Source organism: Ancylobacter radicis (genome assembly GCF_018449475.1).
Classification (GTDB): Bacteria; Pseudomonadota; Alphaproteobacteria; order Rhizobiales; family Xanthobacteraceae; genus Ancylobacter; species Ancylobacter radicis.
Map to the genome: position 1 here is coordinate 302,996 of NZ_JAHCQH010000017.1, position 13,634 is coordinate 316,629.

Sequence of the window (13,634 nt, forward strand, 5' to 3'; positions counted from 1 at the left end):
GGCGCTCTCCGGCTAATCTGGCGGCTTACGTCAGGATTCTTGCGCCTCATGCCGATGCCGACCGCCCAGACCTACGCCTTCGATCCGACCCATGGCTTCGACCTTGCCGGGCTGGCCATGCTGCGCCCGCCCCCGCTGGCGCCGGGTTTCGACGCCTTCTGGCAGCCGCGCTATGAGCGGGCGCTGGCGCGCGATCCCGTCCCGCGGCTCACCCGCAGCGCGCTGCGCCATCCCTCCTGGCAGGTCTACGACCTCGCTTATGTCTCGACCGACGACTTCCCGATCGGCGGCTGGCTGCTGCTGCCGAAATCCGGGACGGTGACGCGGGGCGTCATTGTCGGCCATGGCTATGGCGGGCGCACCGGGCCGGATCTCGATCTGCCACTGCGTGATGCGGCGGTGCTGTTTCCCTGCCTGCGCGGCCTCTCGCGCAGCCGGCGCCCGCCGATCTCGGACGATCCCGCCTTCCATGTGCTTGATAATATCGACAAGCCGGAGCGGTACATTCTCGGCGGCTGCGTCGAGGATATCTGGCTCGCGGTCTCGGCCCTGCTCGCGCTGTTCCCGACGCTGAAGGGGCGCATCGGCTATATGGGCGTCAGCTTTTCCGGCGGGCTCGGGGCGCTGGCGCTGGCCTTCGAGACGCGGATCGCGCGCGCCCATCTGAACGTGCCGACCTTCGGCAACATGCCGCTCTGGCTCACCCTGCCGAGCCTCGGCAGCGCGCGGGCGGTGCAGGCCTATCAGGCGACGCACGGCCCGGTGGCGGACACGCTCGCTCTGTTCGACGCGGCGAGCGCGGCGACCCGCATCGACGTCCCGCTGCTGGTCGCGGCGGCGCGGTTCGATCCGGCGGTGGCGCCGCCCTGCCAGTTCTCGGTGGCCAATGCCGGCACTACATCAAACCGACACGAGACCGTCATTCTGGATGCGGGACATGTCGATTATCCCGGCGAGGGCGCGCAGCACGCGCTGCTCCGGGAAAAGCTCAGACGGTTCTTCGACACATCATGAAGCGGGACTATCGGCGCTGGTACAGTTCGCGGCTCCAACGCGAGATGGAGCTGCTGGTGTTCGGCCATGCGGGCGCGAAAGTGCTCATGTTCCCCACGCGGGAGGGCCGGTTCTTCGAATATGAGGATCTGCGCGTCGTCGACAGCCTCGCCGACAAGGTGCGGGCCGGCCAGCTCCAGCTGTTCTGCATCGAGGGTCTGGCGCGCGAGAGCTTCTATGATGCCGCCCGCCCGCCGGCCGCGCGCATCGCCCGCCATGCGGCGCTGGAAGACTATGTGCTGCATGAGGTGATGCCGCTGATGGACGCGCTCAACCCGCATGAGTGCACCATCTCGATGGGCTGCAGCCTCGGCGCCTTCCAGGCCGCCAGCCTCGCCTTCCGCCACCCGCACCGCTTCCGCAAGCTGGTCGCCTTCTCCGGCCGCTACGATCTGAGCCAGAAGGTTGAATGTTTCGGCGATCTGTTCGAGGGCTATTACGACGAGACCATCTATTTCCACACGCCGCTGCATTTCCTGCCCAACCTCGCCTGCCCGTGGCGGCTGGAGGGGCTGCGCCGGCTCGACATCGTCATGACCATTGGCGACGCCGACCCGTTCCTCGACAATAACCGGCGCCTCAGCGGGCTTCTGGCGGACAAGGGCGTCGATCACCGCCTGCACATCTGGAACGGCCGCGCCCACCGCGCCGGCGCCTGGCGACAGATGGCGCCGCTGTATGTGTGAGGTAAGTCTTGAATGCCGGTGGCGGACACACAAATCGCCTAGTCACGAATAAAGGCGCGCTGACACGTCAATTGCAGCACGATCTGAGCAGCACCGCGTAGTGAAAATATACTTAGCCATTCTCCGTCCGCACCAAGGCATCGACGAAATCTATCAACTCAACGACAGAATCGCGGTGATCACTAAGAATTACTTTAAGAAGCTCGACGCCATCGACAACTTTCCTATATGCGTGTATACTATTAGATGCCCGATGGAATATATCTACAAGGAGGTTCGCTCCATCTACGACCTTCAGAAACTCGCCTGTACCAAATTCGCCTGAAAAATTCGGCGGAACTCGACGGTGAGAGCACTCACGCAACAAACTTTGAATCACCTCTGCCGTTACATCCACCTCGCCGTATTTATTGAGAACTTTGGCAATCGCATCCGGATTAAGAAAGTAATTCTCGGTCATCCTCCTCTCAAGAAACCGGACTTTCCCGCCGAGTCGACGCTTTATTTCACTCATTGTATCAGCCGTTTTCCCCTCGCTATCAAAAGAAAAAACGACGGACAGCGGCATAATTGATCCACCGCGAGTTATTGAGTTATATATATCTAAAGCCGCTTCCGCCTGTTTTCCAGTTAAATCGCCAGTATTCCTTAATGCAAGGAACGATACACCTGCAATTGGCCCCCCAAGCTGGGTATTCAAAATAAAATCAAAGCATTCGCGCTCGGTCACGCCCTCCACCCATATGACACGCTCTGCACTCAGAACATCCGAAAGCGACACACCTATTTCCGCCAAAATGAGACGCTTATCGTTCACTTCAGCGTCGCCAAATGTCTTCACCGACGCCACATTTCCATCGTTCGTAATTAAATGAAGATTTGCGGGCTGCGCCGCCGCTATAACCTCCGGCGCATGCGTCGACACAATATACTGGTGCTGACTATACCTCTTCAATACGTTAATTAACTTCTTTGATGCGCCTGAATTAAGAAAACTATTAGGCTCATCAATAACTATTACCCCGGGAGGAAGAGTCATAGCCACATACAGAATTGAGAGCACCTGGCCAACCCCCGCCCCGCACTCGCTAAGCGGAACCGCAAGATCATCACGACGGGTCGAAGGATCGACACCCCAGATCAATATCTGAAATTCATCATTCCTCGGCGTAACAGATACACCCCTAATCCCATCTATTATCTCACTTAAATTTCTATTAAACTCTGCAAATAAGTCAATATTCGCAGACATCTTAGATAAAACTACAGCCAAATTACTAGCGTCTGGCTCAAGCTTAGATGAATCCCTGTATATATACTCTCCTCTCGCAGACCTTTTATCGTCAAAGACATAAATTCTAGACGGAAACATATAATCTATAGCAAACGGTATACTATCCATAGAGGTATTTTGAACGCGCCAATCAGATAGGTCTTTTGTACCTTGGGAATTCTCGTAAACAGCACACAACCCGCCAGGCCGACTGGCTTCGAACAGACCATGCGATGGCCAAGCTGAGCTCGCAAGGGCGCCGGGCGAGAATAACAAGTCCACAGATATAGCGCCCATCTCCCAGAACCGCGACGGCTCAATGCTCGAACCGCCCGCCTCCGGTTGAGGAGCATACGGTAGATAAAAATCTTCTGGCGAATACTCGAAGAACTCCCTAATTAAATCAACACCTACATCAAGCCGCACATCAAAATAGGAGCCAGATGAATTGACTCTACCTCTTGGAGTATCTATACTTCTATGAGGCTTATTCTTTGTCCTCGAAAGCCTAAACGACTCCACGAATGACGTCTTACCTACATTATTTCTTCCTACGATTATATTCCAAGAGCCACTTAGATTGACAAATCCGGAATCCGAAAAGCATTTATAATTCCGAATACGAATGGATTTTATCTTCATTTGATTCCCGAAACTTGGAAGGCATCAGGATAAACAACACTATCGACAGTATCAGCAAGGATAGATACGGACAAGTTACCCCCTCACCCCCTAAACCCCGTCGCCACCACATAAAGCTCGGCCGAATCCGCGCGGCTCGCTTGGGGTTTGACGTGGCGGACGGTGGTGAAGTCGCGCTTCAGCGCGGTCAGCAGCGTGCCTTCGGTGCCGCCCTGAAACACCTTGGCGATGAAGGCGCCGTTCGGGGCCAGCACCTGGCGGGCGAAGTCGATGGCGAGTTCGACGAGGCCGACGATGCGCAGATGGTCGGTCGGTCGGTGGCCGGTGGTGTTGGCGGCCATGTCGGACATGACGAGATCGGCCGACCCGCCGAGCATGGCTTTCAGCGCCTCGGGCGCGTCGTCCTTGAGGAAGTCCATCTGCGCGAAGTCGACGCCGGCGATCGGGTCGATCTCCAGGAGGTCGATGGCGACGATGCGCCCGCGCCCGTTCTCCAGCCCGATGCGCTGGGCCGCCACCTGGCTCCAGCCGCCGGGCGCGGCGCCGAGATCGACCACCCGCATGCCGGGCTTCAGGATCTTCACCTTGTCGTCGATCTCGATCAGCTTGAAGGCGGCGCGCGAGCGCCAGCCCTCGCGCTTGGCGCGCGCCACATAGGGGTCGTTGAGCTGGCGCTGCAGCCATTTCTGCGAGGAGGAGGAGAGCTTGCGGGCCTTCTTCAGGCGCACCTTCAGCGGGCGCGCCTCGCCGCCCTTGCCGGCTTCCGGCTTGTCGATCACGTTCAGGCTCCGGGATTGTCGCGCCAGACACCGTCGGCGCGCATCAGTTCGACGAGAATGCCCTCGCGCAGGCCACGGTCGGCCACGCGCAGGCGATCACAGGGGAAGGCGCGGCGCACCGCTTCGAGAATGGCGCAGCCGGCGAGCACGAGATCGGCCCGCTCGATGCCGATGCACGGATTGGCGGCGCGTTCGGCGAACGGCATGGCGAGCAGCCGGTCCACCACCACGCGCACCTGTTCGGCCACCAGCCAGGTGCCGTCGACCTGCGAGCGGTCATAGCGCGGCAGATCGAGATGCACGCCGGCGATGGTGGTCACCGTGCCGGAGGTGCCGAGCAGATGCAGCCTTCCGCAATTATGCGGGCCGACGGCGGCGACGAAGGCGTCGAGATGCGGGCGGAACTCCTGCACCATGGCCTCGAAATCATCAGGCGTGACCTTCACCCCGCCATGGCGCTCGGCCACGGTGACGACGCCGAGCGGCACCGACACCCAGGCGCGGATGATGGCGGCGGGCGGGCCGCCGTCGCAGGTCTCCACCCGGTCGAGCCAGACCACTTCGGTCGAGCCGCCGCCAATGTCGAACAGCACGGCGCCGTCCGAATGCGGGTCGACCAGCGGCGTGCAGCCGGCGGCGGCGAGGCGCGCCTCGGTCTCGCGGTCGACGATTTCCAGCTCCAGCCCGGTCTCGCGGGCGACGCGGTCGATGAATTCGGCGCCATTGGCCGCCGAGCGGCAGGCCTCGGTCGCGATCAGCCGGCCGCCGGCGATGCGGCGGGCGTTGATCTTGGCGGCGCAGACGGCGAGCGCGTCGACCGCCCGGGTCATCGCCGCCTCGCCCAGCCGTCCGGTGCCGATCAGCCCCTCGCCGAGCCGCACGATGCGCGAGAAGGCGTCCACCACGCGAAAGCCGGAGGCGGTCGGGCGGGCGATCAGCAGGCGGCAATTATTGGTGCCGAGGTCGAGCGCGGCATAGGACTGGTCGTGAAAGCGCGAGCGCCCGCCCTCGCCGGGACGGTTATGGGAGAGGTGGCTGGAATGATGATGCGCGCTCGCCCCCTCGCGGCGCCGCCCGTCCTCGCGGCCGCGATGCTCGTCGCGCGCGCGGGGCGCCTCTTCGCGCCCGCGGGGCGTCTCGGGGCCGGAACAGGGCCGCGCGGAATCGCCACGCCCGTTTTCCGGGCGCGCCGAATCGGGGCGCGACGACCTCTCGGCCGGCGCGGAACCTGCCCGCGTCTGGGTCTCGTCGACCATTTTGATTCCCCGGCCGAAGCCGTCGGCCCGCGCGCCGCAGGGGCGGCACACCGGCCTTGTGTTTCGATGTTACGGGAAATGTAGCATTCGCGCGCGCCGGCGCAAACGGCTTACTGCCCGCCCGGCGCCGGGGAGGACCGGGAGGGCATGCGGGGCGGCCGGTTTCAGCCGCCGGTGGCCATTTCCAGCCGGCGGTTGAAGCGCAGCGCCAAGAGGGTGCAGACCGCGCCGGAGAGCAGATAGCCGCCCGAGGCGATCAGCCCGAAATGGCTGGACAGCAGCAGCGCGGCGAGCGGGGCGAAGCCGGCGCCGAACAGCCAGGCCAGATCATTGGTTAGCGCCGAGGCGGTGTAGCGGTATTTGCGGCTGAAGGTCGAGGCGACGACGCCGGAGGACTGGCCGAAGGACAGGCCGAGCAGCACGAAGGACAGCACCATATAGATGGATTCGCCGACCACCCCGCCCGCCAGCAATTGCGGCGCGAAGCCGGAGAAGGCGGCGATCGCCACCGCCGAACCGCCGAGCAGCGTGCGCCGCCCGACCTTGTCGGCCAGCATGCCGGAGACGAACACCGCCGCCAGACCGAAGAACGCCGCCACCGCCTCGATCAGCAGGAAGCGGGTCGGGCGCTCGGCGGTGAACAGGAACACCCAGGAGAGCGGGAACACCGTCACCATGTGGAACAGCGCGAAGGTGGCGAGCGGGGCGAAGGCGCCGACCAGAATGCCCTTGCCCTCGACCCGCAGCGTCTCGCTGATCTTTTGCGGCTCCAGGTCGCCGCTCTCGAACAGCTTCACATATTCCGGCGTCACCGCCATGCGCAGCCGCGCGAACATCGCCACCACGTTGATCGCGAAGGCGACGAAGAACGGGTAGCGCCAGCCCCATTCGAAGAAGTCGGCGGCGGAGAGATTGCCGAGGAAGAAGGCGAACAGCGCGCTGGCGATGATCAGGCCGATCGGCGCGCCGAGCTGCGGCAGCATGGCGTACCAGCCGCGCCGGCTCTCCGGCGCCCGCATCGCCAGCAGCGGCGCGAGGCCGTCCCAGGTCCCGCCCCAGGCGAGGCCCTGGCCGATGCGCAGCCCCGCCAGCAGCCAGATCGCGGCGACGCCGATCGTGTCATAGGCCGGCAGGAAGGCGATCAGCACGGTCGAGGTGCCGAGCAGGAACAGCGCCGCCGCCAGCTTGGCGCCGCGCCCGTGATGGCGGTCGATCGCCATGAACAGCGTGGTGCCGATCGGGCGGGCGATGAAGGCGAGGGCAAAGATCGCGAAGGAATAGATCGTCCCGGTGAGCGGGTCGACGAAGGGGAAGACCAGCTTGGGAAACACCACCACGGAGGCGATGGCATAGACGAAGAAATCGAAGAACTCGGAGGCGCGGCCGATAACCACGCCGACGGCGATCTCACCGGGGCGGACCTCACCGTCATGAGCATTGATCTGCCGGGCGTCGCGCTCAAGCGTCGTGGTTGGACTCGTCATAGATCTGCACCGAAATGGAATAGATTTAATTTATACTGCTGCGCCACAGCCGGCCTTTCGGCATCGCACGGCACGGTTAGCACCGTTATCGAAAGGCCGGGATGCGACACTTCGACATTGCACATTCTGCTTGATATTGGAATTGCTGCGATGCAGCTATTAGCGCCAAGAGCGGAACCTCCACAGGTATACATTACGTTGCGTTGCCTTCGTCTCATAGCACTGCTGCCACTGGTCGCCTGTCTGGGCGGCTGCAACTTCGTCGTGCTGGCCCCCACCGGGGATATCGCTGCACAGCAGCGAGACCTGCTGGTGGTGTCCACGCTGCTGATGCTGCTGATCATCATTCCGGTGATGGCGCTGACGGCGTTCTTCGCCTGGAAATACCGGGCCTCGAACACCGATGCGCCCTATGAGCCGGAATGGAGCCACTCCACCCAGATGGAGCTGGTGATCTGGTCGGCGCCGCTGCTCATCATCATCTGCCTGGGCGCGCTGACCTGGATGGGCACCCATCTGCTCGATCCGTACCGCCCGCTGGACCGCATCTCCGCCGACACGGCGGTGCCGGCGGAGATGACGCCGCTCGATGTCGAGGTGGTCGCGCTCGACTGGAAATGGCTGTTCATCTATCCCGAGCAGGGCATCGCCACGGTCAATGATCTCGCCGCACCGGTCGGCCGGCCGATCCGCTTCCGCATCACCTCCTCCTCGGTGATGAACGCCTTCTACGTGCCGACGCTGGCGGGCATGATCTACGCCATGCCGGGAATGCACACGGAGCTGCACGCCATCGCCAACAGCCCGGTGGAATCGCGCGGCTTCTCGGCCAATTACAGCGGCGCCGGCTTCTCCGGCATGTTCTTCCGCTTCCGTGGCCTGCCCGAGGCAGATTTCGATGCGTGGGTCGCGCAGGCCAAGCAGGCGCCGGACGCCCTCACCCGCGCCGCCTATCTCGAACTCGAAAAGCCCAGCCAGAACGTGCCGGCGCGCCAGTACTCGGCGGTCGACCCGGCTTTGTTCGACGCCATCCTCAACATGTGCGTCGAGGACGGCAAGATGTGCATGAGCGAGATGATGGCGATCGACGCCAAGGGCGGCATGGGCATCGAGAGCGCGGCCGCCAACACGCTGCCGCTGACCTATGACAAGCATTCGCGCCGCGGCACCGTGCTCGGCGGGGCGCCCTCCTATGTGGCCGGCGTGTGCACGCCGGAGGAGGCCTCGCGCCTGCTCACCCTGTCCAGCGCCGCCCGTGCGCGCGCCCCGGTAAGCGATCTCGCGCCGGTGCTCGGCGCCGGCCTTCCCGTGCCAGGCCTTTCCGCGACCGGCCTTCCCGCCGCCGGCGCGTCCGCCCTCTCCCCGATCAGCCTGCCCGCGAGCGAGGCCCTTCCGGGCCCGCGCCGGCCCTCAAACTCCTGACGGCATCATGAGCGCATCACCCACCATCGAGCCGAGCTTCCTGTTCGGCCGGCTGACCCTTGAGGCCATCCCCTATCACGAGCCGATTCTGGTCGCGACCTTCGCCGTCGTCGCCCTGGGCGGCATCGCGGTGCTGGGGGCACTGACCTATTTCCGGCTCTGGGGCTATCTCTGGCGCGAATGGTTCACCAGCGTGGACCACAAGAAGATCGGCATCATGTACATGGTGCTCGGCACCATCATGCTGCTGCGCGGCTTCGCCGACGCCATCATGATGCGCCTCCAGCAGGCCCTGGCCTTTGGCGGCTCCGACGGCTACCTGCCGGCGCATCATTACGATCAGGTGTTCACCGCCCATGGCGTGATCATGATCTTCTTCGTGGCCATGCCCATGGTCACCGGGCTGATGAACTTCGTGGTGCCGCTGCAGATCGGCGCGCGCGACGTCTCCTTCCCCTTCCTGAACAATTTCTCGTTCTGGATGACGGTGTCGGGCGCCGTGCTGGTGATGACCTCGCTGTTCGTCGGCGAGTTCGCGCAGACCGGCTGGCTGGCCTATCCCCCGCTCTCGGGCATCGGCTACAGCCCCTATGTCGGCGTCGACTATTACATCTGGGCCCTCCAGATCGCCGGTGTCGGGACGCTGCTATCGGGCGTCAACCTGATCTGCACCATCGTCAAGATGCGCGCGCCCGGCATGACCCTGATGAAGATGCCGGTCTTCACCTGGACGGCGCTGTGCACCAACGTGCTGATCGTCGCCGCCTTCCCGGTGCTGACCGCCGTGCTCGCCTTGCTGGCGGCGGACCGCTACATCGGCACCAACTTCTTCACGAACGACTTCGGGGGCAACCCGATGATGTACGTGAACCTGATCTGGATCTGGGGTCACCCCGAGGTCTACATCCTGATCCTGCCGGCCTTCGGCATCTTCTCGGAGGTCACCTCGACATTCTCCGGCAAGCGGCTGTTCGGCTACACCTCGATGGTCTACGCCACCGTCGTCATCACCATCCTGTCCTACCTCGTCTGGCTGCACCACTTCTTCACCATGGGGTCGGGCGCCAGCGTCAATTCCTTCTTCGGCATCACCACCATGATCATCTCGATCCCGACGGGAGCGAAGATGTTCAACTGGCTGTTCACGATGTATCGCGGCCGCATCCGCTTCGAGCTGCCGATGATGTACACGGTCGCCTTCATGCTGATCTTCGTGATCGGCGGCATGACCGGCGTGCTGCTCGCCGTGCCCCCGGCCGACTTCGTGCTGCACAACTCGCTGTTCCTGATCGCCCATTTCCACAATGTGATCATCGGCGGCGTGCTGTTCGGCATGTTCGCGGGCATCGCCTTCTGGTGGCCCAAGGCGTTCGGCTTCAAGCTCGATCCGTTCTGGGGCAAGATGTCGTTCTGGTTCTGGGTGGTCGGCTTCTTCTTCGCCTTCATGCCGCTCTATGTGCTCGGCCTGATGGGCGTGACCCGCCGCCTGCGCGTGTTCGACGATCCCTCGCTGCACATCTGGTTCCTGATCGCCGGCTTCGGTGCCGTGCTCATCGCCTGCGGCATCGGCTCCTTCCTGATCCAGATCGGCGTCTCGATCCTGCGCCGCGAGCAGCTGCGCGACACCACCGGCGACCCGTGGAACGCCCGCACGCTGGAATGGGCGACCTCCTCGCCGCCGCCGGCCTACAACTTCGCCTTCACCCCCGTCGTGCATGATCTCGATGCGTGGTGGGACATGAAGCAGCGCGGCTATACCCGCCCGCTGACCGGCTTCAAGCCGATCCACATGCCGCGCAGCTCCGGCGCGGGGCCGATCCTCGCCGGCTTCAGCATCGTGCTCGGCTTCGCGCTGATCTGGTACATCTGGTGGCTCGCCGCGCTGGCCTTCATCGGCCTCATCGGCACCGCCATCGGCCACACCTTCAACTACAACCGCGACTTCGACATTCCCGCCGAGGAGGTCGCCCGGACCGAGGACGAGCGCACGCGGCAGCTCGCGCAGGTGAACGCATGAGCAGCGCCACGATGACCCAGGCCTCCGGGACCCCCGCCTCCGGCGAGGCGCCCGTCTTCTACGAGGTCGACGAGCACCCGCACCCGGAAGGCCACAGCACCATGCTGGGCTTCTGGATCTATCTGATGAGCGACTGCCTCATCTTCGCGGTGCTGTTCGCCACCTTCGGCGTGCTCGGCGGCAGCTATGCCGCCGGCCCCGGCCCGAAGGACCTGTTCGACCTCGAACTGGTGGCGCTCAACACCTCGATGCTGCTGTTCTCCTCCATCACCTATGGCTTCGCCATGCTGGCAATGGAGAAGGACCGGGTGAAGGTGACGCAGCTCTGGCTCGTCGTCACCGCCGTGTTCGGCCTCGCCTTCCTGTCGATCGAGCTCTACGAGTTCCACCACATGATCGCGGAAGGCGCGACGCCGCAGCGCAGCGCCTTCCTCTCCGCCTTCTTCACCCTGGTCGGCACGCACGGCCTGCACGTCACCTTCGGCCTGATCTGGCTGGTCACGCTGATGGTGCAGGTCGGCCAGCGCGGCCTCGTGGTCGCCAACAAGCGCCGCCTGATGTGCCTGTCCATGTTCTGGCATTTCCTCGACGTGGTCTGGATCGGCGTGTTCACCTTCGTCTATCTCATGGGGATGCTGCGATGAGCGCCCACACCACCCCCGCGGCCGACCACGGCCACGATCACGCCCACGCCCACGGTCACGACGACCACGCCGAGCCGCACGGCTCGCTGCGCGGCTACATGATCGGCTTCGTGCTCTCGGTCATCCTCACCGCGATTCCGTTCTGGCTGGTGATGAGCGGGGTGCTCGGCAGCACCACCGCGACCGCCCTCGCCATCATGGGCTTCGCCGTGGTGCAGATCGTCGTGCACATGATCTATTTCCTGCACATGAACTTCCGCACCGAGGGCGGCTGGTCCATGCTGGCGCTCGGCTTCACCCTCATCCTGGTGGTGATCACCCTCGCCGGCTCGCTGTGGGTCATGTACCACCTCAACACCAACATGATGCCGAGCGTGCACGACATGCGGCAGATGCCGTGAGCGGCGACGGGGTGCCTCCGCTGGCGCCCGACACCGATCCGACGCGGGATAATGAGGCACGGCTGATGGCCGCGCCTCACCGCTCGCCACTGATACACATTGGCCTGATCGTCCTCCTCACTGCACTGACACTCTGCTTCGCCGCGCTGGGCATCTGGCAGATCCAGCGGCTGGTCTGGAAGCTCGATCTGATCGCCCGCGTGGAGGCCAGAATCCACGCCGAACCGGCCCCTATACCGTCTCATGATACCTTCATGGCGGCCCGTTCGCCGGGCGACATGGAGTATCTGCGGGTCCGGCTCGACGGCCATTTCCTCAATGATCGCGAGACCTTGGTGCAGGCCGTGACCGAGCTGGGCGGCGGCTTCTGGGTGCTCACGCCCTTTGTGACGGATGACGGCCGCATCGTGCTGGTCAATCGCGGCTTCGTCCCTCCCGAGCGTCGCGACCCCGCCTCCCGCGCCGCCGGCCAGATCGCCGGCGAGACTCAAGTCGTTGGTTTACTTCGGCTTTCCGAGCCCGGCGGCGGATTCCTGCGCAGCAACGACCAGGCCGCCAATCGCTGGTATTCGCGCGATGTCGAGGCCATCGCCCAAGCGCGCCAACTCGTTGATGTCGCGCCCTATTTCGTTGATTCCGAACGCGTGCCGCTGCCCGATGGGGCGCCGGTCGGCGGGCTGACGGTGGTGCGTTTCACCAATAACCACCTCGTCTACGCCCTCACCTGGTTCGCCCTCGCCGCCATGAGCGCCTACGCCGCCTGGCGCCTGCGCGGCGGCAACCGGCCCTGACGGCGGAGCGGCCGCGCCCGTCCGGCGGCGCCGTCAATGGGTTCTTTAATACCTCCCGACTGACAAGGCGCCGTCGGGCCCATCGTCAGGCAGATCGTCGCGGCCTCCTTCTCTCTGCACGACGTGATTTCCGGGCCTCTTGCCGTCGCGGGGCTCGGCCCCACATGAGCGCGGGCGCTCCAGAACTCGGGCGCCGTCGAGTGGCCGGAGTATGAGATGTCGCTGCGCTTTCTCCGTTTCGATCCGGAAACCGTTGCATTATTAAGCCGTTGCATGACGCGCGCGGAGCAACAGGCCGGTATCCCCGCGGCCCATGAAGACGCACAGGATCGACGCACCCGCCTCGCCGCCGCCCTCATCGAAGCCGCCGGCCGGGGCGAGAGGGACGAAGACCGGCTGGTCGATTTCGCGCTGCGGGTCGTACCATCATACCGTAACACAGCCTTCAGGCGGATGTGAATGCCGGTAGCCGCATGAGGCGCTCTCAACCCGGCAGCCACGCCCCGACACGGCCCGCATTCAAAGTCCCGCATTCAAAGTTACTGCACGCCCTGCCTTCCTTGGGTTAGGCTCCCTCATGACCACCGCCGCAGCCCTACTCGATTTCGGCATTGACCCGCGCCTGATCTACGGCGCGATGTGGCTCGTCGTGATGGTGGGCGTCAGCGTCATCGTGCTGTTCGGATTCGGTGACTAGCACAGCGGACAGCGCGCAGTTTCGCCGCCGGCACAGGCCGGTTCCGCGACGGTTAAGCTATTGAAATATCGAGAACCTTGAGGTGGCTGGGGGACCTGGATTCGAACCAGGACTAACGGAGTCAGAGTCCGCAGTTCTACCGTTAAACTATCCCCCACCGAAGCGCCAAGGTCGGCGCTTTTCGGGGCCGTTCCGGTGGCCTGCTTGTCGCAAGCGCCGGGTCGGCGGCAGTGGCGGGGTCTATAGCGCCTCCCATCGGCGCGGTCTACCCCCTTGGCAGCGTCCATGACAGCTTTCCACCGTCGAGGTGAAAACCGGTGGAAATGGGCACCGACGCCGGCCTCCTTTGGGCTGGTCGATCATGCCCGCGCTCACGACATGCCTCCCGCGCATGGAGGGGATGTGAAAAACGGACACAAGTGCCGTCAAAAGGTTTTATATTACCTCATTGAGCTAGATCGCCCCGCACCCCACACATGAAGCTTGATC

12 protein-coding genes and 1 tRNA gene are annotated in these 13,634 nt (G+C 63.8%); 8 read left to right on the forward strand and 5 right to left on the reverse strand.

The genetic code is table 11. From position 1 onward, the window contains the following. The first annotated feature begins 48 nt into the window (after positions 1-48). Entirely contained in the window at positions 49-1,014 is a 966-nt protein-coding gene (locus KIP89_RS13230; protein WP_213755894.1) for an acetylxylan esterase, read from the forward strand. Next, positions 1,011-1,739 (forward strand): esterase family protein, encoded by a 729-nt coding sequence (locus KIP89_RS13235; protein WP_213755895.1) that lies wholly within the window; start codon positions 1,011-1,013, stop codon positions 1,737-1,739. The genes KIP89_RS13230 and KIP89_RS13235 overlap by 4 nt, the downstream gene beginning before the upstream one ends. 112 nt (positions 1,740-1,851) lie before the next feature. On the opposite strand, the gene KIP89_RS19995 is transcribed toward KIP89_RS13235, so the two are convergent. From KIP89_RS19995 to KIP89_RS13255, 4 genes are all read right to left on the reverse strand, one after another. After that, complete coding sequence (locus KIP89_RS19995) at positions 1,852-3,654, reverse strand: ATP-dependent nuclease (protein ID WP_213755896.1); 1,803 nt, start codon at positions 3,652-3,654, stop codon at positions 1,852-1,854. Positions 3,655-3,737: 83 nt separating this feature from the next. Then, positions 3,738-4,433 (reverse strand): RlmE family RNA methyltransferase, encoded by a 696-nt coding sequence (locus KIP89_RS13245; RefSeq protein WP_213755897.1) that lies wholly within the window; start codon positions 4,431-4,433, stop codon positions 3,738-3,740. Between the two features lie 2 nt (positions 4,434-4,435). Continuing rightward, entirely contained in the window at positions 4,436-5,689 is a 1,254-nt protein-coding gene (locus KIP89_RS13250) for a Ppx/GppA phosphatase family protein (RefSeq protein ID WP_213755898.1), read from the reverse strand. Between the two features lie 164 nt (positions 5,690-5,853). After that, positions 5,854-7,173: an MFS transporter gene (locus KIP89_RS13255; RefSeq protein ID WP_213755899.1), complete on the reverse strand. Its 1,320-nt coding sequence runs from the start codon at positions 7,171-7,173 to the stop codon at positions 5,854-5,856. Between the two features lie 198 nt (positions 7,174-7,371). On the opposite strand from KIP89_RS13255, the gene cyoA reads away from it, so the two are divergent. The 6 genes from cyoA (at position 7,372) to KIP89_RS13285 (ending at position 12,907) form a co-directional block, all read left to right on the forward strand. Continuing rightward, the gene (cyoA, locus tag KIP89_RS13260) at positions 7,372-8,595 is read left to right on the forward strand and encodes a ubiquinol oxidase subunit II (protein ID WP_213755900.1); all 1,224 of its coding nucleotides are present in this window, start codon (positions 7,372-7,374) and stop codon (positions 8,593-8,595) included. Between the two features lie 7 nt (positions 8,596-8,602). Next, complete coding sequence (gene cyoB / locus KIP89_RS13265; protein WP_213755901.1) at positions 8,603-10,612, forward strand: cytochrome o ubiquinol oxidase subunit I; 2,010 nt, start codon at positions 8,603-8,605, stop codon at positions 10,610-10,612. Positions 10,613-10,623: 11 nt separating this feature from the next. Next, positions 10,624-11,256: a cytochrome o ubiquinol oxidase subunit III gene (gene cyoC, locus KIP89_RS13270; RefSeq protein ID WP_213756022.1), complete on the forward strand. Its 633-nt coding sequence runs from the start codon at positions 10,624-10,626 to the stop codon at positions 11,254-11,256. Beyond that, positions 11,253-11,657: a cytochrome o ubiquinol oxidase subunit IV gene (gene cyoD, locus KIP89_RS13275; protein WP_213755902.1), complete on the forward strand. Its 405-nt coding sequence runs from the start codon at positions 11,253-11,255 to the stop codon at positions 11,655-11,657. The genes cyoC and cyoD overlap by 4 nt, the downstream gene beginning before the upstream one ends. 65 nt (positions 11,658-11,722) lie before the next feature. Then, the gene (locus KIP89_RS13280; RefSeq protein ID WP_213755903.1) at positions 11,723-12,448 is read left to right on the forward strand and encodes an SURF1 family protein; all 726 of its coding nucleotides are present in this window, start codon (positions 11,723-11,725) and stop codon (positions 12,446-12,448) included. Between the two features lie 216 nt (positions 12,449-12,664). Further along, positions 12,665-12,907: a hypothetical protein gene (locus tag KIP89_RS13285; protein ID WP_213755904.1), complete on the forward strand. Its 243-nt coding sequence runs from the start codon at positions 12,665-12,667 to the stop codon at positions 12,905-12,907. Between the two features lie 321 nt (positions 12,908-13,228). On the opposite strand, the gene KIP89_RS13290 is transcribed toward KIP89_RS13285, so the two are convergent. Beyond that, positions 13,229-13,302, reverse strand: a tRNA-Gln gene (locus tag KIP89_RS13290). Between the last annotated feature and the right edge of the window lie 332 nt (positions 13,303-13,634).